Raw genomic sequence first — 25097 nt, forward strand, 5'->3', positions numbered from 1 at the left:
ACTATTATAACGTTTTCACAAACATTAATAAACAATAAATGAAAAATTTCACATAAAAACAATATTTTAAATGTTAAATCTTCAGAAATCAAAACAATAAAAAAAGAATACCTCCAAAACGATTTGTTTCAGAAGGTATTCTTCAGTTTTCACACTGTTATTTCATTTCTTTTGAGCTTTCCATGATCGCATCAATTAAGCCATATTCTAATGCTTCTTGTGCTGTCATGTAGTTATCACGGTCTGTATCTTTTTCGATACGTGATAATTTTTGTCCTGTTTGTTTCGCCAAGATTTTATTTAAGCGTTCACGTGTTTTCAAGATTTGACGTGCTGCAATTTCAATTTCTGTCGCTTGACCTTGAGCTCCGCCTAAAGGTTGGTGAATTAAGATTTCAGCGTTTGGTAATGCATAGCGTTTCCCTTTAGCACCAGCTGTTAATAGGAATGAACCCATTGATGCTGCTAGTCCCATCGCGATGGTTTGAACGTCTGCTTTGATGAAGTTCATTGTATCGTAGATGGCTAAACCTGCTGTTACACTTCCTCCGGGAGAGTTAATATACATGTAAATATCTTTCTCAGGATCTTGTGCATCTAAGAATAGTAATTGCGCGATAATCGCATTCGCCATATCGTCGTGAACTGGTCCGCTTACCATGATAATACGGTCTTTTAATAAACGTGAGTAAATGTCATAAGCGCGTTCTCCGCGAGAAGACTGCTCGATAACTGTTGGAATTAAATTCATAGCATTTCCTCCATATTCTGCTTTTGTTATAGTCTACTTCAATAGTCAACAAAGGTCAATCTATCTGCTTGTTAGTTAATAAAGTTGAAAATCTTGTCCCATACTTCTTTTGAGAAAATATCAAATGGGTTGTGACCTTCACCAAGAACGGCATAACCAACCATTAAGCCAAGTGCAAATAAGATGACTGCGATAATCACGAAGATTAAGACACGGAGTAGCGCCGTCAATAATAAGTGACCACTATTTTTCAATTCTTGCTTCATGCTTCTTCTTTCCTTTCATCATCAATCATATTCGCAGTTGGGTTCATTACAACTTTCTTAGAACTGAAGAGTCTTCTGAGTCCTGAGAAAATACCACGATCTGCTTTAATGCGGTTTAATAAGATTCCTGTTCCAATCGCAACACTTTGAAGCGGGTTCTCTGCCACCATCACAGGAACTTGTAGCTTCTCAGAAAGCATACGGTCGATTCCTTGGATGAGCGCTCCGCCCCCTGTTACCATCACGCCGCGTTCGATAATATCACCTGCGAGTTCTGGCGGAGTCGCTTCGAGTACGAGTCTGGCTTCTTCGCCAATCGTATCGAGCATTTCTTTTAAGCAATGATAAATTTCATTTGTATAAATGGTAACGGTCTTCGGTAATCCAGTCGTCATATCACGACCTTTAACAATCATATCCGACTCGTTTTCCACTTCAATCGCACTACCAAGATTCATCTTGATGGCTTCAGCAGTACGGTCCCCGATAATGAGTTGATATTTGTCTTTAATATATTCGGAAATGGCAAAGTCCATATTGTCGCCGGCTAATTTAATCGAACGGCTTGTGACCGTTGATCCCATTGAAAGAACGGCAATATCACTTGTTCCGCCACCGATATCGATAACCATGTTTCCAATTGGAGAGAAGATATCGAGTCCAACGCCGACTGCGGCCACTTTTGGTTCTTCCTCTAAGTAAATATTACGTCCACCGCATTTAATCGCTGCTTGGATAATCGCTTTTTGCTCGACTGTCGTAATATTTGTTGGTGTGCAAATCAAAATATCTGGTTTAGAGAACCAACTATTTAAGTTTAATTTTTGCATGAACAATTCAAGCAATTGCTCAGTAACCGCGATATCCGCAATTACCCCACCTTTTAATGGATGGTGCACATTGATTTCTTTAGGTGTACGGCCCACCATTTGATACGCACGTTCACCGACTGCAATCACGTCGCCATTACGCTCATCTAGCGCAACGAGTGACGGTTCATTTAAAATAATTCCACGATCTTTTAAGAACACTAAAATATTCGCTGTTCCTAAGTCGATTCCAATATCTCGAACCATGAAAGTCTCCTCTCTTATAAACGTTCCTTTGTTTTGAATCCATTTTTAAATACGAAAAGAATATACGAGCCGATTAAGAAGGCTACGGCTAATCCTAAGCAATATTGCAAGACGCCGAGAAATCCATATTTATCCACATTCAAGAAGAAATATGGGAATGGGCCATCTTTGTTATTTCCAATCGGAATACGTGTGATGAGTGCAATCGCAACAGACACAATCGCATAGACCAGCGGCAATAACGTCCACGTAAATGGATCACACCACTTGTAGCAATGCCCTTTATCAAAGACGATGCAATCCGCTAACGTTCCAAATGGCACAATATAGTGCGACAAGAAATTCTCAATCGTCCAGAATTCTTCGGCTGTCTTTTGTGGTGCTAACATAAAGTGATACACCAAACCCGTTAGAAGAATCGCAACCGTCACGCCACCCTTCAAGCGAAGGTCCATTTTACTCCAATGGCCACTCTTGCGGTATTTGAAGAGCAAGTACACCATAAATACTCCAACGAGTAGATTCGATTGATTCGTGTAGTAACGAAGTCCATGCCAGCCGTGAAGCGTCATCTGCATTAGAAAACCGACAATCGCACAGGTCGCAATGATACCCTTCGAGATTAGACTTGCTTTTAAAAATGTTGCTCTCTTCATTCAATTCCTCTTTCTCTTGACACTAATCCTCTTTATTATACCATATCTATCGCCGTTGTCAGTACTATTAACGTGCAATCAAAAAGGCTTGGCCACAAACAGCCAAACCTTTCTCAAATTATGCTCTACGATGGTTCATTAAGTCATGTGGACTTACGACCGGAGTTGAGTTCACCCATCTAGCAAAATTGCGAAGCGGGAGATATAAAATATAATAAATCACGATGTTTAACATTAAGGTTGCCCCAAGTCTCACTACTAAGAACTCGTTCCAACTCATGCTCGCTACTCCTCGTAAGGCATACACGAAGTAAACAGAGACTTCGGTGAAGCTTAAGAAGAACACTAGCGCTAGCCCTAATGTAAATGGATTTTGAAGGATGTTCGAGCGAACCAAATTAATGATTCGTACAATCACTGCAAACAGCGCCATGTAGACACCAAGGACGCCTGAGTAGTAACTATCCACTAAGAATCCTGCAACGACTGTAAACCAGAACATTGACTTTTGGTCAATCATGAAGTTTAACAACACGACTGCGATAATAATCATTCGAGGCGTTAAGCTATAGCCGGAGAACAGAAACAATTTTGAAAAATGATTCGTTAACACTCCATCGGCTAAGAAAGCAAGAATATAAACAAATAACACCCAGTAAACTCTTTTTGAGATGCGCATTATTGCCCCTCGCTTTCGCTTGTACGAATAACAACCGTCACGTAACGAACGTCATTCGTATCCGCTGCTGGACGAATTTTCACTTCTTTATACAAGCCAAAACGGTCCATCGCCACTTCTTCAACCGTACCGATATACAGTGAGTTTGGAGAAATGCCACCGAGACCACTTGTCACGACTTTATCCCCAACTTTGATATCTTGCGTTGCTTGAATTTGGCTCATCACTAACATATTGCTTTTATCGTCATAACCAGTGATGGTTCCGTAGATTGGTTCTTTTTCGTTTTGAATCATCGCTGCCACACGCACTAATGTATTATCAGCATTCGATAATAGCGCTACACGTGCACTCGTTGGATTCACGTCCATGACTTTCCCTACAAGCCCGTTATCACTCATAACAGACATTTGTGGTTGGATGCCGTCATTTGATCCTTTGTTAATCGTAATGACATCACGCCATGTATCTGGATTACGCGCAATAACCGTCGCATTCACTAACGTATAATCGTTTAGTGTATCTTGCAACTTGAGCGTTTCCTTCATTTTTTGGTTATCACGTTTTAACTCACTCAATTGAACTTCTAATTCATGAATGGTATCGATTTTTTGTTTTAACGATTGATTTTCTTGATACGTATTTGATAAATCACTCACGCTATCGATAAAATCATTAATACTATTTGCTGGATAAGAGACTAATCTTCCTAGAATATTGGTTACATCATTAACACCTTGAGTCACGATATTACTGCCGTAAGTAATGGAATACATGATCAATGCTAATGCCGTGATAATTCCGATTACCCAACCAATTAGTTTCTTATTTGAAAAAATTGGATTCACATCATCACTCCTCTTTATTTATTTTTCAACGGACTCTATTTTTTCATTAATGATGGATTTGCTAAAATCGCACCAGTTCCTAATGCCACACAATCAAGTGGATCGTTGGCCACAAAGGCTGGTACTTGCGTTTCCTTCGAAATCATCTCAGCAAGGTGACGAAGCATTGCGCCCCCACCTGTTAACACGATTCCATGATCAATAACGTCCGCAGAAATTTCTGGCGGTGTTTGTTCCAATACATCTTTTACTGCGTCTAAAATTTGATGAATAATTTCACTCATCGCAACTGCAATTTCTTTTGCAGGCACTTCAACAACACGTGGCAATCCCGTAACCATATCACGACCACGCACTTGCATGCTTCCTTGTGCTTTTTCAATGGAAGCTGAACCTAACATAATTTTTAATTCTTCAGCCGTACGTTCTCCAATTAGTAAATTGTATGTCTTACGAACGTGCTGCACGATAGACTCGTTTAACTCGTCTCCTCCGACACGAATCGAGCGGCTATTCACGATTCCACCAAGCGAAATCGTCGCCACGTCTGTCGTACCGCCACCGATATCGACAATCATGCTTCCAGTTGGATCTGTGACAGGAAGTCCTGCTCCAACTGCAGCCGCGAATGGTTCTTCAACCACATACGCTTCTTTAGCTCCTGCATATTTTGTCGCGTCTAAAACGGCTCTTTTTTCAACGTCTGTAATGCCACTTGGCACACAAATAATGACCACTGGTTTAAAGAATGAGCGGCCCACAATCGACTGAATGAAGTATTTCAACATTGCTGTCGTTGTATTGTAGTCAGCGATTACGCCATCTTTCATTGGGCGTAATGCCACGATATTTTCTGGTGTTCTACCAATCATTTCAAATGCAGATTTTCCTACTGCGATAATTTCTTCTGTAACGATATTTTTTGCAACAACGGAAGGTTCACGTGTGACGATTCCCTCATCTTCTAGATAAACAATCGTGTTAGCTGTGCCTAAGTCAATTCCGATATTTTGTGCTTTAAAATTTAATGCAACCACACTGTTTCCTCCTTAGATAATTCTTCTACAGACTAGGCTGTAAGAATTCTATTCTAGTATAGCAGAATTTAGCTTTTTATTCTTGTATTTTATAGATTTTTAGGAAACTTTTTTATTTCGTAACATAAAAACGGTTTCTGTAATATTTTGGTGATATTTTTTGTGTAAAAATATGGTGAGCCTTCGGCTGGAACGGGAGAAACAATAAGGGGTTTTGGGCTGTTTTGAAAAACTACGAGCACTTTCGGATGTCTTCATAGGAATAACAATAGCTATACCGGAACGAGCCTTAGTCTCGTTTCCTATCGAGCTTCAAACTGACTCTAGGAAATGAATTTCCAGAGTCAGTAATTCACATCGATTATGATCGCTATTATTATTCCTATAGAATCCGAAGGCTCTTCGTTTTTCAACAGGCGATACGCCATGTTTCTCCCATTCCAGCTAAGGATGCTTTTGACAAAAAATAATCATCGAAATCTAGAAAAAGAATTACGAAAAAAATTTGAAAATCAGATACAAGATTAAAAGTAAATTCTTAGGTGGGGGGAAGCAAAAAAGCAGCTCGGTTAGAGAGCTGCTTGGATGACGAAATTGTTAACGTATTCAATGATGGTAAAGAAATTGATGACTAGTAAGAAGAGAACTAGTACGAGGAGTTGTTTTTTCCATGTTAAGGCGACATATCCGATAAAGTCGCGGATAAAGGCGTTGAGAGAATAATAGAGTTTCGTTCTTGCACCGTAGCCGACGCATTTGTATCCCATTTTTCTAGCTAGAACGACAGCGCGGAAAATGTGAAAATAGTTCGTTACGATGGCAGCTCTATGGTTGGATTCTGGATACCGTTCCTTGATGATTCCATAAGAGTTTTGGAGATTTTGCTCTGTATTCATTGATTGGTCTTCCATAATAATCCACTCTTCTGGCACACCTTGTTCAACGGCATAGCGTTTCATCGCTTCTGCCTCGGAAATCACTTCATCGGCTCCCTGACCACCACTCATAATTAAGTAACATGGCTTTTCTTGTTTTTTCCAAATAGCAATACCGCGATTGATGCGGCTGGCCAGTAGTGGCGTTACTTTTTCACCGATAAGGCCTGCGCCAAGGACGATAATATGATCGAACTTATAGCGTCTCATATGCACGCTATTTGCAAAAGTCGTTAGGAAATACATCACCAACTCGACCGCAAAGAAGATGCCTGTCGCAATAAGTACGCGCATTAGTCCTACGAGCCAAACATTTGATTCGGTAACTTGTAAGAGCGGGTTGAAGAATAAATAAACGACAAGAGCAATGCCCAGTCCTAATGCTAATAGATTTGTAAATCTGAAACCTTCTCGCTGAATCAAACGAACCCCGGACACCAGTAAAAATAATGTTCCCCAGATTGGTAAAAGTAAGATTGCTAAGAACGGAAGAAAGAGAAATCCCATAGCGATAAAGTCTCCTAAGGAACCTGCCTCTATCTCGAGGTAACGTGTAACAGTTATGAAAACAATAGTATAAAACGCTAGAAACCAACCAAAGCTGAGCGCTCCAAACCAGATGGATCTTCGCTCTGGAATCAAGCTAATAAGAACCCCGACGATAATTAAACCAACAATAATAAATTCCATGATGTTCCTCCTCAAAATTAATTTGAGTGTACTAAAGTAATGTTGGTACGTCAACTAAATGAAAGCTAAAAAGGCCATATATGGACATGGCCAAATTTGTGCTTTTTAGGCTTATCCTTTTCTATTTTTGCGCACAAAAAAACCACCGGAAAACCGGTGGCATCAAAGTTTAAGTTAAATTATAGTTTAACTACGTTAGCTGCTTGTGGTCCACGAGCGCCTTCTTCAACATCGAATTGAACTGCTTGTCCTTCTTCTAATGTTTTGAATCCTTCTGATTGGATTGCTGAGAAGTGTACGAATACATCGTTTCCACCTTCACGTTCGATAAACCCAAAACCTTTTTCTGAGTTAAACCATTTTACTGTACCTTGTTCCATGAACATTTCCTCCTTGTGCCATAGCACTTGTTATTGATATTCTTGCTAATGGTTCGAAAGGAGTAATATCTTACACAATTTCTTTACATAACAAAAACACAACCTAAGTATAACATCTCACAGGCAAATTTGCAAGAGTATTTCCGATTTCACTGAGAATTAAGTAGAACAATTGCCGTTTTGTGCGTTTTTTCCGAATCGTTTCGTTAATTTTCAATATTATTTTTCGTGAAAATTGAAAACAATCTGTTTTCATCTTTTTCTAAAATTCAACTTTTCACATTCTTTTGAATCGTTTTTAAAAAGCCCCGAATTCTTTTAAAGAAATATACTCCTCTCCTCCGACTACAAAATGATCTAGAAGCTCGATCCCCATGAGTTCACCACATTCCATCAAGCGACGCGTAAAATCGATATCCGCTTGTGAGGGTTCGGGGTTTCCGCTTGGGTGATTATGGCCAATGATGACGCGCGCCGCCGAAAACCGTACTGCCTCCCGAAAGATTTCTCTGGGATGCGCCACTGCACTGTTCAACCCACCGATGAAGATCATTTTCTTCTTGATAATCTCGTTTTTCGTGTTTAAATACAAGGCGACAAGATGTTCCTGATAGGCATCCTTCAACTCCTGCACAATCCACTGGCCGGCCATCTTGGAGGACGTAATCTTACCGAGTTTCATTTGCACGGCATTGCTTAAGCGCACACCCAGTTCCATGGCTGCCTTTAGTTCAATCGCCTTGGTTCTGCCGATTCCATTAATCTGCATGAGTTCGTCCAGACTCGCCATCTTCAGCGAATGCAAGTCCTCGAAGGTGTTTAAGACAACGACCGCCAGCTGCAGGACGTTTAAATCCTTGGACCCTGTTCGCAGTAATATCGCAAGTAATTCATGCGTTTCAAGCACTTTAGCGCCATACCGTTCGAGGCGTTCTCGTGGCATGGCGCTTAAAGGCACTTCTAATAATTTTGATTCAATCATTGTGACACTTCCTCTTTGTTTTCTCTACAAAGAGTTACGATGTCTATTCTTCTTTGGGCTTACGGTTCTTCCACCAATGTCGAACTTCGGCGATAAAATACAATGAGCCGGTCACCCATAATTCGCTCTCGTCGTCTGTTGAACTAGCGAAACGGTCGATGACTTCTTCAAAGCTTTCTTCATAGGAAATCTTGCGAGAATCCAAGTACGCTTCGACATCACTTCTAGCAATCGACTGTCCCTTTGAAGGATGGAAACTCGTTAAGATGATGTTCACGTCAGGAAGAGCTTCCTGCAATTTTGCAAGCATCTGTTGACTATCTTTTCGAGTGAGCGCGCTAAATAACAGCGTCTGTTTCTTGCCAACATGAGCCGTCATGTTTTGAACGAGTCGCTCGATGGCCGGCAAATTATGAGCACCGTCGATGATCACAAGCGGGGTTTCTTGCAACACTTCCATGCGCCCTGGCCAGGAAACCACTCGTAGGGCTGCATCGATGCATTCGGGTTGCACACTTCTTCCAGTAGCTTCCATCCATTCACGAAATGCTCGAATCGCAACAGTCGCATTCTCCTTTTGGAAGGCTCCTTTAAGGGCTAACTGTTCCAGCGGAATCGTTAACTCGTTATCTTGATACGAATCTTCTACTAGTGAAAAATCCTCCCCAAATGCCTGAACAGTTGCGCCTTTCTCACTAGCGACTCCACGTATCACATCCATACATTCACGCGTGACTGGCCCGACAACCACTTGCTGCCCAGCCTTAATAATCCCTGCTTTTTGCGCCGTAATTTCTTCCAACGTACTTCCGAGTAAGTCTTGATGGTCCAACCCAATCGTCGTAATGACACTGACGAGTGGATGGCCGACATTCGTATTATCGAGAAGACCTCCAATCCCGACCTCAATAATCGCAAGGTCGACGGCTTCCTGTTGAAAGACGACAAACATCATCGCCGTTAAAATCTCAAAATAGTTAAAGGCTTCCCACTCTTCGAATAAGCGGCTCTCCACCTCTCTTATGACCGATGCCGCTTGCCAGAACGGTTCTTCTTCAAGAGGCACTCCGTCTAGCTGGATTCGTTCTCTGATACTGTCCATATGTGGTGAAGTGAATGTCCCTACTCGCAATCCATGTGCTTTTGCAAAGGCCGTCACCATCGCAGCAGTCGACCCTTTTCCATTGGTTCCCGCAATATGAATACTCTTCAACCCTCTTTCTGGATTTCCAAGTGCTTCTATGATTGCCTCCATGCGGTACAATCCATGTTTGCGCGGAATACTCTCGCTCTTTTTTAACCACTCTTGAATCATTCACTCACCTCCTGTTTTCCTCATTTATCATAACAGAAAATTGCCCACCGGAACATACAAAAGAGAGCGCATGACATTTCATACGCTCTCCCCACCGTTACAACGGATTAGATTTTTTTCAATGTTGCGATACGTTCTAACACTGCTTCGCGTTGTGCTTGATAGTCCGCACCTTTTGCACGTTCAGCTTCAACAACCGCTTCAGGAGCTTTTGCCACAAATTTCTCGTTCGATAATTTCTTCTCGACACGATCCACTTCTTGTTGCAATTTCTCTGCTTCTTTTTCAAGACGAGCGATTTCGTCTTCGATATTGATTAATCCTGCTAATGGTAAGTAAATTTCAGCACCTGTGATAACTGAAGTTACCGCATCAGATGGTGCTTCAACGTCTTCCCCATACACGAATTCTTCTGGATTTGAGAAGCGTGCAATGTAAGATTCGTTTTCTTTCAAGATTGCGTAGTGCGCTGCGTCGCTCACTTTCGCAATGATGTTAATTGGTTTTGATAATGGTGTGTTCATTTCGTTACGAACGGTACGTACTGAACGGATGAAGTCCATTAAGAATTCCATTTCTTCGGCTGCTTTTTCATCCATTTGTTCTGGGTGAACGGTTGGATAAGTTGCGACCACTAATGATTCCCCAACGTGAGGAACTGATTGCCAGATTTCTTCTGTCACGAAAGGCATGATTGGGTGTAATAGACGTAATGTGTTGTCTAATACATATACAAGAATGCTACGTGTTGTTAATTTCGCAGCTTCGTCGTCCCCTGCTAATGTTTCTTTCGACATTTCGATATACCAGTCACAGAAATCATCCCAGATGAAGCGATATAGGAGACGTCCTGCTTCACCGAATTCGAATTTCTCGAAGAGTTCTGTCACTTTGCCAATCGTTTGATTCAAGCGTGTTAAAATCCATTTATCCGCAAGAGTCTTCTCACCAGTGATATCCACTTGGTCCGCTGTTAAGTCGCCCACGTTCATTAATGCGTAACGGCTTGCGTTCCAAATCTTGTTGATGAAGTTCCATGCAGCATCCATCTTGTCTGTTGAGTAACGAACGTCTTGCCCTGGAGCAGAACCGTTTGCTAAGAACCAACGAAGCGCATCGGCACCATATTGCTCGATGACTTCCATTGGGTCAACCCCGTTTCCAAGAGACTTACTCATCTTACGTCCTTGGCTATCACGAATCAATCCGTGGATAAGAACGTTCTTGAATGGACGTTTACCTGTAAATTCTAACCCTTGGAACATCATACGGCTTACCCAGAAAGTAAGGATGTCGTATCCTGTTACAAGTGTATTCGTTGGATAGTAACGTTTGTAGTCAGCTGCATTTTCATCTGGCCAACCCATTGTTGAAAATGGCCATAACGCAGATGAGAACCAAGTATCTAATACGTCTGGATCTTGTGTCCAGTTTTCGATATCGCTTGGTGCTTCCATGCCTACGTATACTTCGCCCGTTTCTTTATGATACCAAGCTGGAATTTGATGTCCCCACCATAATTGACGTGAAATTACCCAGTCGTGAATGTTTTCCATCCAACGTAAGTACGCATCATTGAAACGTGGTGGATAGAAGTTTACTGTGTTGTCTCCTTCTGCACGTTGCGCATTGATGGCTTGCTCTGCCAAAGGTCCCATTTTCACGAACCATTGTTTTGAAAGACGTGGTTCAACAACGACATCTGTACGTTCTGAGTGACCAACGCTGTGTAAATGTTTTTCGATTTTTACAAGAAGGCCAGCTTCTTCTAAATCTTTCACGATGGCTTTACGCGCCGCAAAACGGTCCATGCCTTCGTATTTACCGGCTAACTCATTCATTGTCGCATCATCGTTCATCACGTTAATACGAGGTAAGTTATGACGGTTTCCTACTTCAAAGTCGTTCGGGTCATGCGCTGGAGTGATTTTTACAACCCCTGTTCCGAAATCTTGCTCAACGTATTCGTCAGCGATGATTGGAATTTCACGGTTTACTAACGGCAAGATAACTGTTTTACCGATAAGCGCTTGGTAACGTTCGTCGTCTGGGTGAACCGCAACCGCTGTATCTCCAAGAAGTGTTTCTGGACGAGTTGTTGCGATTTCTAGGAATCCACTTCCGTCTGCTAGAGGATAGTTCATATGATAGAACGCACCTTCCACGTCTTTATGGATTACTTCGATATCAGATAATGAAGTTTTGGCTTTAGGGTCCCAGTTGATGATGTACTCACCACGGTAGATTAAGCCTTTTTCGTATAACGTTACGAAGACTTTCTTCACGGCGTCAGATAACCCTTTATCTAACGTGAAACGTTCTCTGCGATAGTCTACAGAAATCCCCATTTTTGCCCATTGTTCACGGATATGGCTGGCATATTCTTCCTTCCATTCCCATGTTTGTTCAAGGAACTTCTCACGGCCAAGGTCATAACGAGATAAGCCTTCTCCGCGTAATTTTTCTTCTACTTTTGCTTGAGTTGCAATCCCCGCATGGTCCATCCCTGGTAACCATAAAGTATCGAACCCTTGCATACGTTTTTGACGGATAATCATGTCTTGTAACGTTACGTCCCAAGCATGTCCTAAGTGTAATTTCCCTGTTACGTTTGGTGGCGGGATAACGATTGAATAAGGTTCAGCGTTTGGATCTTCGTTTGGATGGAAGACGCCTGAATCAACCCACCATTGATATTTACCAGCTTCAACTTCTTGAGGTTGAAACTTAGATGACATTTCTTTAGCCATTGATTTTCCTCCTTGTATCTTGTTTGTGTCCAATAAAAAAATCCTATGAAGACACTCTCCATAGGACGATTAAATTCGTGGTACCACCTAATATTCGCGTAAAAATTCATTACGCCTCGATGTTGGTAACGAAGTGTCGTCTCCGTACTCTATTACTTCTTTTCGTAGAGTAAGCTCACAAGCTACCTTCAAATGAATTTGCTAGGAAGTTTCACCAAGTCTTCCCTCTCTCGTAAACAAAGTCATTTTACTCCTCTTGTTCATCGCTCTAATATACAAAATATTCTACCATTATGGCGATGTGCTTGCAACAATATCGCGCTCGTCTTACGATTTCACGTTCCCGCTAGACATGCCTTGGTTTGCATCTTCTGGAATCCACCAATCTAAGAACTGCTTCATCGCCCAGTCCCAGAAATCCCATTCGTGTCCGCCGACGTGCTCTTTATACGTTAGCGACACTCCTTGTTCTTTCAAAAAGCTGCTATAGCTACGATTGTCTTCCAAAAGCCAATCTTCCGTACCACACGCCATAAAGACCGAGAGCGCGTCCTTATGCTCCATTGTTTGGATGGCATGATACAACTGATTGCCTTCCGCCATAAAGGTCTCCTCATTTTTGAAGACTGCCTCCAAAAAGCTTTTTCTTAAAAAGAACGGTGCTTCTGGAATCTCCTCTGGTGGAAGTGCCTGTTTCTTAATCGCTCCAGAGAACGCTCCAATGACGCTAAAGGTGTCGGGATATTTGATGCCGTTTCGAAGCGCCCCGTATCCGCCCATCGAAAGCCCAGAAATGCCTAAGTCTTCCCGTTTTCGAGAAATAGGAAACATTCGGCGTGAGATTTCTGGAAGCTCCACCCCGATAAATTCTCCATAGTTCGTATAGTTCCATGGTTGGTCTACGTAGAAATGATTTTCCCCAGAAGGCATGATGAGGGCAAGGTTCTTCTCTTTAGCGTATCGAAGAATGCGCGTCTGATTGACCCAGTCCTGTTCACTGCCCAATACTCCGTGAAGCAACACCAACGCTTTGTACGGACCTTCCGAGAGATACTGATTATTAAAATCCACTGCATCGCTAGGCAAGTAGACTGACAGCGGGATGGTTCTCATTAATGTTTTTGAAAAAAATGAAATATGTAAAAGTGCCATATAGCGCCTCCGTTAAACGATTATTTTTTAAAGTATCGATTCACTACCGTCACTAACCCAAAGACAAACGTGACTCTAACGACGGATTTTTGCCACGACTCCCATTGCTCAAACCCAAAGAAATCATTCATGATGAGGATAAAAGCAATAGTGGCTACCATGCCAAGCAAAAAGACAGCCCATCCGCGATTCATCTTGTTGAGTTGTTCTGGATTATCCCGATTCACCCAAGTATAAAAAGCAAGCCCGACAACGATCGCACTCACAATAAATAGCACGATATCTTGACGAAATAGTAGCTGATAGATGGCATTCACGCCATTGATGATGCCTAACGCAACAATTCCAATGTCTCTAACTTTTTGACTCATTTCCAACAACCCCTCTTCCTAAAAACGGATTCCTGAACTTATCTTTATTATACTGCTCCCACAGCGTTTTTACTATACGAGAGAGCAAAAAAAGAACCCAGCATGACTGCTAGGTTCCACTCCTTCGACCTCTATAGCCGAGTATCTTATTTTATTCTTCTACCCCTAGTAATAGGTTTACTAGGATGTCCACTGTCACATTACCGAAGTAACGGCGGATGTCGATAGCTTCGAAGGCTTTTGTTAAGTCTTCGCGGTTGTATCCTACGCCCACAAGCGCTTTTTCTACATCGCTGATTTCACCAAGACCGAAGAAGTCCCCGTTAATCTTAATGTCTTTGATGGCATTCTTTTCAACGTTCAAGCTGAACTCGATTTGTCCGGCTGGAGTACGTTTAGATTGTTTGAATTCGAATTTTGGATTTTTTCCGTAGTTCCAATCTGGGTTGTTGAAGTACTTGCTGCGTAATTCTTCTACACGCACCCAGTCTTCATCCGTTAGAACATACTCTTTAATCGTTGATGTATCTTCCACATTGAAGATATTTTTCAAGAGCACTTCGCGGAATTGTAAGATGTCTAAGTCTTGATATTCAGGCGCTAAGTACGGTTTGATATTTGTCACGCGTGAACGAACTGACTTGATTCCTTTTGACGCGATTTTCTCTTGTTTTGGACGTAAAATTTGAGGCAAAATGCTCACATCTAGATCGAGCATTAATGTTCCGTGCGCTGTTAAACGGCCATTGTTTGAGTACATCGCATTTCCAGAGAATTTCTTACCGTCGATGAGAAGGTCGTTACGTCCTTGTAACTCTGCCCCTGTTGCTCCCATTTTATGTAGTGCTTCAATCACGGGTTCTGTGAATTTCCCAAAATCACGGAAGCTATCGCCATCATCTTCTGTAATGAAGCAGAAGCAGATATTTCCCATATCGTGATACACGGCTCCACCGCCTGAGAAACGACGAACCACTTGTACGCCAAGTTTATCTACACCATCTTGATTGATTTCTTCGATGGTATTTTGGTTTTTCCCGATGATAATCGCATTTTCGTTAACATAAAATAACAAAATTGGTTCATCGAGTTTCTTTTCGTTTAATAAGAAATATTCGATGGCTAAGTTTGTCGTTGCATCGTAGATTTCTTGTCCATTACGTTGATTTTTTACATAATACATCTGAAAGTCTCCTCGCTTTTACTGATATCACTAGCGCTATCATACCATAACCCTCCCCCTCACACATAAGAAAGAAGCTTGATTTTACACTGTTTTTACTCCACTCCAACACGCAATTACCATATATGGTAATTGCAGCCTTTCAACAAGAAAAAAGCGCACCCTTTCCAGGATGCGCTTTGTAAAACGTTAGTATGCCCATGCGATTAGCAAGTAGATGAAGGTTGAACCAAACATATCTGCCAATGCGTGCATAAGGAAGAATGGTAATAGGTTTTTGACCACTTTCTTGTACATGAAGTAGTAGAACAATCCGTACACGACTCCGATAACAATTGCCCACAACATTCCTTGGTACGTATGTAATGAGAAACGAACCAGTGTTGAGAATGCTAAAGCCTTCCACTGATGTTCTTCCTTTACCGATGTCATTAATCCAAGGAAGAAGAACTCTTCGTAGAATCCATTTAACAGCCCATAAGCGATGGCCATTGGAGATAACGCTAAGAACTTATTGATGATTTCCTGTGGGTTCATGAACGGAACAAGCACTGGGTCAAAGTAATTGTATTCACCGCTCAGTGTGGTTACGATGTCGCCAAAGAGTCCGACAATCGTGAATAATAACGGTACCCAGATGAGGACGGACCAGTGAAAACGAATCTTCAACTGCTTGAAGTCGTAATGACGGATGACTAAATACAAGAGTGCAATCGCTAGTAATATCACCTGTAAGGTAAAGTTACTCGAATACGCTGCCCCGTCGCTATAGGACGTTGTCGTCTCCGTATACTGCTGGGCCACTTGGGTTACTGGTTGTAAACTCTGTAGAAATTGTTGTGTGGATCGGATGATAAACTCACCGAACATGATAATCGTGACGATGAGGATGTCATACCACTTTAAAGTTTTTAATGGTTCTTTTGGTCTAATTTTAGTTAAAACATTCATGATTGGTTCCCTCTTTTCCTTATTGTATCAAAACACTGTTCTATTGAAAGAAAATCGCTTCTTTCTTTGGGCGTCTTCCTTAATAAGAGAGTACTCCTTAAAACTAAAATGAACCTAAAATCAAAAAAGATTTCTACAAAAAAAGTGACTCCTTTAACAGAAGTCACTGACTAATTTTCTAAAAGAAGCGTCTCGGTATTTCGATGAACAAGATTACAAGAAGTCCATTAGAAAGGCTATGTAATAGGATTGCGTCAAACAAACTTCTTCTTCGTTCATATATAAGAAAAAGAACAATAGAGCCAATAAGATAAGCTAAAAACTGTATCCAATTATGAATATACGGCATATGAACAACTGTAAATAAAATTGAAACGATAGACATTCTAACAAAAGCATTCACTTTTTCTCGGAGCAAATTATTCAGAAAACCTCTAAAAAGAAATTCTTCAATCAAAGGTGCAATACAAACGAGCGTTAGTGCGTCTAAAGCAAAAACAAATTTGTCTGCCGTTATTGTTCGAGTTGCCTTAAAGAAAAAATCAACTAGTTTTGTTCGATTTGTCCCATACGCCATTGAACTCCACAAACTATAAATCAAATAATCTGAAAATCTAACAGCAATATACGTTACAAACACAAAAATTAAATCCTTCAGTTGAATTTTTCTTTTTACTTTTGGCTTAAACAATTTTGTGTGTACATGGTACATAAAAATGAACAAAATACCAACGCAAACAATCGTAACTATGAACTTCCACATATTCGCTTGCCGATCTAGATTCAACACATTCTTGCGGAACATAAATTTAATTCCACCTAATATGACAATATTCGCTACAAAAAAGAATAGAACCCAAAGCGGTTTTTTCATTCGAGCACCCATTTACTTCTACCTCACATGATTTTTCCTTATATTACCGTTTTATAGCAGACACTGTCAATATGAAATTCTAAAGAAAAAGCAGACTAGCGTTTCACTAGTCTGCTTCAGTCATTATTTCTGACGGATTGTAAATCCTTTGTCAGCTTTCTTTTTGTTGTTACGGCGGCGAGAATCTTTCCCTTTATATCCGCGTGTATATTCATCTTCTAAGCCACGGCCACGACGGTCTTCTTTACGCTTGAAGCTTCCTTTTCCGTTACGTCCGCGGTTGTCTTTACGGTCGCTACGGTTGTAGTTTCCACGGCTGTTGCCACGTTTGCGGCTTGGCAATGGACGTTCTGGCGTGATTTTAACTGGAATTTCAGTTGGGTCTTTAATCATGCTCTTAAGTAATAGAGCTGCCAATTCTTCTGGTTCGTACTCGTCTAATAAGTAAGATACCGCTTCTTTGAAACGTCTTGGTTCCACAGTTTTCATCATTTCGTCGATAGACTCGATGGCTGTTTTTGTTTGTCCTTCCAAGGCTTCTGTTTGCGTTGGTGGACGAAGGCTTGTCATACGTTTGCGTGTTAATTCTTCAATCACACGTAAGTAATCCATTTCGTTTGGTGTCACGAATGTTACAGACATTCCTTCTTGACCAGCACGACCTGTACGTCCGATACGGTGTACATAGCTTTCTGGGTCTTGTGGGATATCGTAGTTATATACGTGCGTTACGCCTGAGATATCTAGTCCACGCGCTGCCACGTCTGTAGCGACTAAGATGTCTAAATGGTTGTTCTTGAAGTCACGAAGAACGCTCATACGTTTTTGTTGGCTTAAGTCTCCGTGGATTCCTTCTGCACGATAGCCACGCATTTCAAGTCCGCGTGCTAATTCGTCTACACGGCGTTTTGTACGTCCGAATACGATCGTTAATTCAGGCGTTTGAACGTCTAATAAACGTGTCATAATGTCGAATTTCTCGTAGTCTTTACATTTTACGAAATATTGATCGATTAAAGTTGCTGTCATCTCATTTGATTTGATACGAACATGTTCTGGATCTTTCATAAATTGAACACCGATACGTTTAATATCATCTGGCATTGTCGCAGAGAATAAAAGCGTTTGGCGGTTTTCTGGAACTTGTTTGATAATCGATTCGATATCTTCCAAGAATCCCATGTTTAACATTTCATCCGCTTCGTCTAAGACAAGTGTTTCCACTGTCGCAAGCTTTAATGTACGGCGTGAAATGTGGTCTAATAAACGACCTGGAGTTCCCACAACGATTTGTGGATTTTCTTTTAATTGGCGAATTTGACGGTTAATGTCCGCGCCACCGTAAACCGCTTGTACACGAATTTTTTTGTCGCGTCCGAGACGGAACAATTCTTCTTGTGTTTGAATCGCAAGTTCACGAGTTGGTGCGATAACAAGTCCTTGTACGCCTTTTTTACTTGGGTCGATTTTTTGAAGCATTGGCAAGCCAAATGCCGCTGTTTTACCAGTCCCTGTTTGCGCTTGTCCAATTACATCTAAACCTGCTAGCGCTTTTGGAATGGTTTGTGCTTGAATGGGAGTTGCTTCCTCAAACCCCATTTTTTCGATAGATTCTAGTAAGGCAGAATCCAATCCTAATTCATTAAATTTCATATTTTCCTCCTTGGATACTTCGGTGAGAAGCACACGAGGGATTTCCCTTCATAACAAAAGCCTGGAGCTTTTCGTAAGAGCACCAGACTTCTACAATCGTTTAAATTTCAAACTATCTATTATAAATGTGTGTACATTTCTCAACTCAGCGAATAGTATAGCACGCATCCTGCGAGAATGCAAAGAATACAGACCGCCGACTCCTGATTTTTATTCTTTAAAAATCCTTTTATAACAAGTTTTTGACTAAGTGCTGATTCCTTCAAATCCTTGCGGATTTTTTATAATGGCTGTAATGGGGCACCGGCTTGAGCCACGGTCTCAAGCTCTTTCAAAATTCAAATGTACTCTAGAAAATAAATTTTCAAGAGTACGTAATTCACTTTGAATGCTATCCCCCATTACTACCATTATAAAATCCGCTAGATTCTTCGGAATCAGCGTCAATTAACTTGGAATAGCAGTTTCAAAATAAAAAGCGGGAGGAGACGGGAGTGTTTGCTTCTCGTGGTGCGGTTGAGAAATGGAGATACTTTATAATGGGTAGTTCTCCATGAGGGGACGAAAAAAGCGAGGGACGCTTTGCCGTCTCTCGCTTTACTTTATAATTGTTATTCTGCTTTTAGGGCATCGACAACTGCTAGTAAGCCTGTGCCGTTGCTTGATTTGATAAGGACTTGGTCGCCTTCTTTGAGTTCAGCCTTCAAGTCAGCAATCAACGCTTCTTTGTCCATGTAATGGTGAAGAGCTGCTGAATCGAACTGTCCTTTCAACGCATCATAGAGTGCTTCCATTTCTTCGCCGTACAAGTACACAAGTGCGACTTCGCTTGGAGAAATGACTTCTGAGATGCTGGCGTGCAATTCTTTCGAATGTTCTCCTAGTTCGCGGATATCCCCAAGAACAAGGACGCGACGGCCTGCTGCTTCGACTGAAACAAATGATTTAATGACCGATTTCATCGCGATTGGGCTGGCGTTGTATGCATCATTCAAGATGGCTACTCCGTTTTGGCCTTTCACCCATTGCGTACGGTTCTTCGTCAATTCGAAGTTCGCTAAGGCAGAAACGATATCTGAAAGAGGCACATCCAATGTGCGTGCAATTTCAATCGCAAGTAGTGCATTTGAAACATTGTACGCACCAAGCACTGGTAATGTTACCGCCACTTTTTCTGTTGGTGTCACTAATTCAAACGCTGTGTGGTCTGAATAAAGTTCGATGTTCTTAGCTGAGAGTTCCTTGCTTCCTTCACCAACTGTAATGATTTTGAAGTTTGCAGGTTTTTCAGCTTGTGCAATCCCTGCTGTAATTAACTCTTCATGTGCTGGATAAATAAAGGTTCCATTTTCTTGTAGTCCAGAAAGGATTTCAAGTTTAGCTTTGGCAATGCCTTCCTTGCTTCCCAGTTGTTCCATATGCGATTCACCGATGAGCGTAATCGCAACGACTTCTGGGCGTGCTAATTTTGATAAAAACTCGATTTCGTGGAAATCACTCATTCCCATTTCTAAGACAAGCGCTTCAGTTGATTCGGGCATATCTAAAATCGTTTGTGGTAAGCCGATATCGTTATTGAAGTTCCCTTGTGTTTTATAGACACGGTAGCGTGCGCCTAGAGCAGCTGCTGTCATATCTTTTGTCGTTGTTTTTCCAGAACTACCTGTGATTCCAACGATGCGTGGTGATACTTTTTCTAAATACCATTTCGCTAATTTTTGAAAAGCTTGAAGTGGGTCGTCCACCCAAATGGCACAGATTCCATCTGGTGGCGTTACATCTTGTTTGCCCCATAACACGGCTGTTGCGCCTGCTTGAATCGCTTGTTCAATATAATCATGTCCATCTGTTTGCCCTTGAAGTGGCACGAAAAGGCTGTTTGGACCTAATTTTCGTGTATCGAAGGCTACAGATTCGATAACTTCAAATCGATGTGCTGATTGATAATCAATCGCTTCGACGGCTTTTGTAATTTCAGCAACTGTTCCAATACTCATCTTTCTACCCCTTATCTCGCGTGACGATCGTTATAGCGTTTCAACGCTAATTGAATGAGTTCTTCGACTAAATCTTTATAGGAAATGCCCATTGCTTCCCAAAGTTTTGGATACATACTAAATTGTGTGAACCCTGGCATTGTATTCACTTCGTTAATAAACACTTCGTTTGTTTCTGTTAAGAAGAAATCACAACGTGTTAAACCACTACCGTCAATGGCACGGAATGCTGTTACGGCATACTCACGAATTTTAGCAGAGACTTCTTCAGGAATCGCTGCTGGAATTTGAAGTGTTGTTGTGTTGTTAATGTATTTCTCATTGTAATCGTAGAAGCCTGCTTGTTTCACGACTTCCCCAACCACAGATGTGTTCACTTCGTCATTTCCAAGAACCGCTACTTCGACTTCGCGTGCGTCGATTCCTTGTTCTACGACGATACGGCGGTCATATTTCAACGCTTCTTCGATGGCTGCTGTTAATTCTTCGCGGTTTGTCGCTTTAGAAATCCCAACACTTGAACCCATATTCGCTGGTTTCACGAAGACTGGATATCGTAATGTTCCTTCCACACGTGTGAAGATAGCTTCTGGTGATTTTTCGAAATCAGCTTTCACAAAAGGTACGAATGGCACTTGTGGAATGCCTGCTTGCTGGAATAAATGCTTGCTGGCAATTTTGTCCATTCCGTTTGCGCTGGCTAATACGCCACACCCAACATATGGTAAGTCTAAGATTTCGAATAATCCTTGAATCGTTCCATCTTCTCCGTTTGGTCCGTGTAAAATTGGGAATACCACTGTATCTGGTCCAGCGATATCGCATGGTTGGATGCGAACGCCTGTTGATGTTTCGCCTTCAGTTGTTGCAAAATGCGCTACAGACCCTTCTGTTAAACGAAGTGCTTGATCAAAAGCTACAGGCGCTTTTAACGCTTCTCCTTTTAACCATGTTCCTTCTTTTGTAATGTACACTGGTTGCACATCGTAATACTCGAAATAAATTTCTTTAATAATTGAACTGGCTGTTAAGATTGAAATATCGTGTTCTGCACTCTTTCCGCCGTAAATCACTACAATTTTCATATGAATCCTCCAAACTATTCGCGTGCTGCGAACCGCCTCATTTAGGCTCTTCGAACGTTATTTTGAAAATAACCTTGCACTTTTCAGTATAACAAAACGGCCCAACGGTTACAAGTTACGGCCAACGTGCAAAAAAGCACCTCTCACATCCATAGTGAAAAGTGCTTTAGATGGCGTCATTCATTGGAAGTTTTGCTGAAATCTTCCAATTTTGATACGTTTCGCTATAAGAGAGTTGTCCGATGCGGACATTTTGTGTCACTTCTTTATCGGCATAATGATAACGGTCTTCTGTTAAGAAGATTGGCACTTCGTAGCTGTCTTCTTTCTTTGTGACTTTATCAAAAGCCAGACTGATTCCTTCACGATACAATGGCATCATTTCTTTGAGCGCTTCGATAGAAATCGCTGAAGCCACTTTGTCTGCCCCAAAGAATAAGAACTTCGGTGTCTCGTTCAAGATATCTGTCATCTCGATTTGTACTTGCGCCGATAAGATTGGTAAGAACTGCTCAATTTTACGGTAGTACACTTTCGAGTAGCCATTTTCAAGTGACAAGTAAATAAAGTTGTTTTGTAATTTATAGAAGAACGGCGAATGCAAGTGCGTCTTCGCGTGCGAAATATACAGCAAGTCTGCAATTTCTTGCGGCGTTAATTGATGTACGAAATCAATCGAATCAAAGTCCACCCAGTTCGATGGCGCCTCTTTGCCTTCTTCCACCCCTTGGAGATACGCTAACACATTTTTACGCCCCTTCACCCACATGAAGCCAGTATATGGATCGTGAGTAGCTAGGCTTGACTTCCCGTTTAAGAGAAGTAGGTTTTGCGGAATCTCAGACTGTGGTAAGGCAGACAAATGGAACGCTATCGACTTCGTTAGTACATGGTTCGATACGCTATCGTAATGGATATATAATTGTTTAGCCACAGTCTCACCTCCATAGAGTTTATCATGTTCCATTATAAAGGATTTCTTTCTACTAAAACATGTATATTAGATTACATTTTTCTTTGTGAACCGCTTTCTTCTGTAACAATTTAGCAACATTCTAATCTAGTTCTCAGAAAACAAAAAAGACTGAGGAGCCCCCAGTCTAATTTCTACATTTTTTCTAATCGTTTAATACGATTGGCCGTTGATGGGTGTGTTGAGAAGAGCGAGTCTCCTTCTTCCCCAAACGGATTTGAGATATATAACGCCGCACTCTTCTTGTCGGCTTCCGTCATTGGCGGAGCTTCTGAAATCTTCGTCAGTGCAGAAATAAGTCCATATGGATTTCGTGTGAATTCCACTGCTGACGCATCTGCTAAGTACTCACGATTTCGTGACAAGGCCAACTGCAGGATGGTCGACATAAATGGTCCAAGAATCATCGCGATTAAACCGATGACCATGAAGATGGCATTTGCGCCGCCACCGTTATCATCATCATCTCGGTCTCTACTACCGCCACCCCAGAACATCATGCGACTTCCGAATTGGACGAGCATGGCAATAACGGCACCAAGCGCAATCGCAATCGTTTGAAGGCGAACGTCATAGTTACGAATATGTCCAAACTCGTGGGCAATAACTCCTTCGAGTTCTTCACGATTCAAACGTTCTAATAATCCTGTTGTGACCGCCACGGCTGCTTTTTCTGGAGAACTTCCTGTCGCAAACGCGTTTGGAGATTCGTCCTCGATAATGAAGATACGTGGCATTGGCACTTTTGCGATCATGGCCATATCGCTCACGATATTCCAAATCATCGGTGCTTGATTTTTATCTGTAATTTCTCTGGCATGGTTTAATTGCATCACTACATTAGTCGCATTCGCAATCATCATCATTGAATACAACCCACCGGCAACAAGGGCGATAATGACCCCAGCGACGACACTGCGTAAAGCATAATATCCAATTCCGATTCCCACTGCAACGAAGAGCGCCATGTACAACACAATCACGACAAGCGTTTTGCGTTTGTTGGAAGCAATTTGTTGGTATAACATCCTAGCACTCCCTCCCTACTAATGAACTGTCAATTAAAATTTCACTTCAGGAACTTTACGAGCTTCAACTGGAGTTTCTAACATTTCTTCTTTAGTGAATCCACCAAAACCAGCAATAATGTTTGTTGGAATTGATTGAATAGAGATGTTATATCTCGCAACACTTGAATTGTATAATTGACGAGCGTAAGAGATTTTGTTCTCTGTGTTTGTCAATTCTTCTTGTAAGTTTAAGAAGCTGTCATTCGCTTTTAAATCAGGATAGCTTTCAGCTAAAGCGAAAATAGTTTTTAAAGCACCTGATAATTGGTTAGATGCTTCCATTTTTTCTTGTGGTGAAACATCGCTACCCATGTTTGCAATTTGGTTTCTCATCGCAATTACTTGAGTTAATGTTTCTTGTTCGTGTTTTGCGTAACCTTTTACTGTTTCAACAAGGTTTGGAACTAAGTCGTTACGACGTTGTAATTGAACATCGATTTGTGCCCAAGCTTCTTGAACCCAGTTTTTTTGTTGTACAAGTCCGTTGTAAGCAAACATTGCCCATAGAACAATTACTGCTAAGACTCCTAATACAATCCATACTACTGTCATTTTTTGACACTCTCCTTTAGATTTAATACCCTCATTGTACCATATTTTCCTATTTGTGTGTAAAATAGTAGGTAAAGATAGAGTAGCAAAACGTAAATTTTTCTGCATCCATCCTAAGACGGATTTTGCAGTAGAAAGGAGCCCCATGATTCAGCAACAGTTATTCTCACCTATTCCACAAACGAAGGAGCATTTCTCTCGTTTTCCACTACCTCAGAGCTATGTGGATTTTCTTTTGGAAAATGGCGCCGGATTCTTCACGAACACTAAGATTTCAACGGTAGAACCCACGCGCTTTGGCCTTGACTACGCCCTCTGTAATGGACTGAGCGGCTACTCAGAAGGCCCGTATTTCCTAAGCATTCTGGATGCTGCATGGTCTCCAGAAGTGACAGGATTGCCCGAGTACTTTGTAGTCTTTTTCCAAGACGGACCTGTCTACTACGCCTTCGATTATCAAAATGGCGTTGAACAGGAACCCAGCATCCGCCTGATTGACGTTGAAATGGATCAGTGGCTCGAAGTGGCAAACTCTTTCGACGATTTCCTCTCTCAGCTGGAAGTAACAACCGAAGACATAACGTATGATATGAAAGATTGGATTTCCATCCATACCTTACTGCAACAAATCGGGCAGGAAAATTCCGATACCTTGGAGGGACTCCTTGAAATCTTGCAAGACACCCATCCACAACTCTTCTTGCAGCAAACTGCCTATGCCTTAGAGCATACAGAGTCCGAAGCCATTCGTTCGCTGTATAAAGAACGCTTCGCCTTTATCGAAGATTTCCTCAGCGCAGAATTCTCTCACTATCCAGAATACGCGCACTGCAAAGTCCTATTATCATAACCACAAAAATAAGACCAACAT

At 41.5% G+C, this 25097-nt stretch carries 24 protein-coding genes and 1 other annotated feature; of the genes, 1 reads left to right on the forward strand and 23 read right to left on the reverse strand.

The annotated features are described in order from the left end of the window. Nucleotides 1–157: 157 nt before the first annotated feature. The 23 genes from clpP to O3798_RS05675 form a co-directional block, all read right to left on the reverse strand. Entirely contained in the window at nt 158–751 is a 594-nt protein-coding gene (clpP, locus tag O3798_RS05565) for an ATP-dependent Clp endopeptidase proteolytic subunit ClpP (RefSeq protein ID WP_371463864.1), read from the reverse strand. Nucleotides 752–822: 71 nt separating this feature from the next. Then, complete coding sequence (locus O3798_RS05570) at nt 823–1017, reverse strand: DNA-directed RNA polymerase subunit beta (protein WP_048711572.1); 195 nt, start codon at nt 1015–1017, stop codon at nt 823–825. After that, nucleotides 1014–2093, reverse strand: a complete 1080-nt coding sequence (locus O3798_RS05575; RefSeq protein ID WP_048781690.1) for a rod shape-determining protein — start codon at nt 2091–2093, stop codon at nt 1014–1016. The genes O3798_RS05570 and O3798_RS05575 overlap by 4 nt, the downstream gene beginning before the upstream one ends. A 14-nt stretch (nt 2094–2107) precedes the next feature. Next, nucleotides 2108–2749 (reverse strand): Pr6Pr family membrane protein, encoded by a 642-nt coding sequence (locus tag O3798_RS05580; protein ID WP_371463865.1) that lies wholly within the window; start codon nt 2747–2749, stop codon nt 2108–2110. Nucleotides 2750–2867: 118 nt separating this feature from the next. Further along, nucleotides 2868–3401, reverse strand: coding sequence for a rod shape-determining protein MreD (mreD, locus tag O3798_RS05585; RefSeq protein WP_371463866.1), 534 nt, complete (start codon nt 3399–3401; stop codon nt 2868–2870). Between the two features lie 26 nt (nt 3402–3427). After that, nucleotides 3428–4276, reverse strand: a complete 849-nt coding sequence (gene mreC, locus O3798_RS05590; protein ID WP_285252218.1) for a rod shape-determining protein MreC — start codon at nt 4274–4276, stop codon at nt 3428–3430. 35 nt (nt 4277–4311) lie between these two features. Then, a complete protein-coding gene (locus O3798_RS05595; RefSeq protein WP_371445285.1) occupies nt 4312–5313 on the reverse strand; it encodes a rod shape-determining protein in 1002 nt (333 codons plus the stop codon). A gap of 569 nt (nt 5314–5882) precedes the next feature. Then, nucleotides 5883–6938, reverse strand: a complete 1056-nt coding sequence (locus O3798_RS05600; RefSeq protein WP_371463867.1) for a YdcF family protein — start codon at nt 6936–6938, stop codon at nt 5883–5885. 179 nt (nt 6939–7117) lie between these two features. Beyond that, the gene (locus tag O3798_RS05605) at nt 7118–7318 is read right to left on the reverse strand and encodes a cold-shock protein (RefSeq protein WP_039849134.1); all 201 of its coding nucleotides are present in this window, start codon (nt 7316–7318) and stop codon (nt 7118–7120) included. Nucleotides 7319–7616: 298 nt separating this feature from the next. After that, nucleotides 7617–8300: a DNA repair protein RadC gene (gene radC, locus O3798_RS05610; protein ID WP_371463868.1), complete on the reverse strand. Its 684-nt coding sequence runs from the start codon at nt 8298–8300 to the stop codon at nt 7617–7619. 43 nt (nt 8301–8343) lie between these two features. Further along, on the reverse strand, nt 8344–9615 hold the full coding sequence (locus O3798_RS05615; RefSeq protein ID WP_371463869.1) for a folylpolyglutamate synthase/dihydrofolate synthase family protein: 1272 nt from the start codon (nt 9613–9615) through the stop codon (nt 8344–8346). A 107-nt stretch (nt 9616–9722) separates the two neighbouring features. Then, complete coding sequence (locus O3798_RS05620; RefSeq protein ID WP_371463870.1) at nt 9723–12365, reverse strand: valine--tRNA ligase; 2643 nt, start codon at nt 12363–12365, stop codon at nt 9723–9725. Nucleotides 12366–12423: 58 nt separating this feature from the next. Further along, nucleotides 12424–12638, reverse strand: a binding site (T-box leader). Nucleotides 12639–12692: 54 nt separating this feature from the next. Next, nucleotides 12693–13517, reverse strand: a complete 825-nt coding sequence (locus O3798_RS05625) for an alpha/beta hydrolase (protein ID WP_371463871.1) — start codon at nt 13515–13517, stop codon at nt 12693–12695. Between the two features lie 20 nt (nt 13518–13537). Continuing rightward, a complete protein-coding gene (locus O3798_RS05630; RefSeq protein ID WP_048710152.1) occupies nt 13538–13888 on the reverse strand; it encodes a hypothetical protein in 351 nt (116 codons plus the stop codon). Between the two features lie 151 nt (nt 13889–14039). Continuing rightward, complete coding sequence (locus O3798_RS05635) at nt 14040–15071, reverse strand: lipoate--protein ligase (protein ID WP_371463872.1); 1032 nt, start codon at nt 15069–15071, stop codon at nt 14040–14042. A gap of 189 nt (nt 15072–15260) precedes the next feature. After that, nucleotides 15261–16022, reverse strand: a complete 762-nt coding sequence (locus O3798_RS05640) for a CPBP family intramembrane glutamic endopeptidase (protein ID WP_371463873.1) — start codon at nt 16020–16022, stop codon at nt 15261–15263. Nucleotides 16023–16200: 178 nt separating this feature from the next. Next, entirely contained in the window at nt 16201–16908 is a 708-nt protein-coding gene (locus O3798_RS05645; RefSeq protein ID WP_371463874.1) for a lysostaphin resistance A-like protein, read from the reverse strand. 111 nt (nt 16909–17019) lie between these two features. Then, the gene (locus O3798_RS05650) at nt 17020–18549 is read right to left on the reverse strand and encodes a DEAD/DEAH box helicase (RefSeq protein WP_285252380.1); all 1530 of its coding nucleotides are present in this window, start codon (nt 18547–18549) and stop codon (nt 17020–17022) included. A 611-nt stretch (nt 18550–19160) separates the two neighbouring features. Then, on the reverse strand, nt 19161–20546 hold the full coding sequence (gene murF / locus O3798_RS05655) for a UDP-N-acetylmuramoyl-tripeptide--D-alanyl-D-alanine ligase (protein ID WP_371463875.1): 1386 nt from the start codon (nt 20544–20546) through the stop codon (nt 19161–19163). Between the two features lie 11 nt (nt 20547–20557). Beyond that, complete coding sequence (locus O3798_RS05660; protein WP_371463876.1) at nt 20558–21631, reverse strand: D-alanine--D-alanine ligase; 1074 nt, start codon at nt 21629–21631, stop codon at nt 20558–20560. Nucleotides 21632–21797: 166 nt separating this feature from the next. Further along, the gene (locus O3798_RS05665) at nt 21798–22565 is read right to left on the reverse strand and encodes a hypothetical protein (RefSeq protein ID WP_371463877.1); all 768 of its coding nucleotides are present in this window, start codon (nt 22563–22565) and stop codon (nt 21798–21800) included. A gap of 173 nt (nt 22566–22738) precedes the next feature. Then, a complete protein-coding gene (htpX, locus tag O3798_RS05670; RefSeq protein ID WP_371463878.1) occupies nt 22739–23632 on the reverse strand; it encodes a zinc metalloprotease HtpX in 894 nt (297 codons plus the stop codon). A gap of 33 nt (nt 23633–23665) precedes the next feature. Beyond that, complete coding sequence (locus tag O3798_RS05675) at nt 23666–24226, reverse strand: LemA family protein (RefSeq protein ID WP_048711349.1); 561 nt, start codon at nt 24224–24226, stop codon at nt 23666–23668. 145 nt (nt 24227–24371) lie between these two features. Between O3798_RS05675 and O3798_RS05680 the strand changes: the two genes are divergently transcribed. Continuing rightward, nucleotides 24372–25076, forward strand: a complete 705-nt coding sequence (locus tag O3798_RS05680) for an SMI1/KNR4 family protein (RefSeq protein WP_371463879.1) — start codon at nt 24372–24374, stop codon at nt 25074–25076. Nucleotides 25077–25097 lie beyond the last annotated feature (21 nt).

Origin of the sequence: Granulicatella sp. 20925_1_45 (assembly GCF_041433555.1) — a bacterium.
Lineage (GTDB): Bacteria > Bacillota > Bacilli > Lactobacillales > Aerococcaceae > Granulicatella.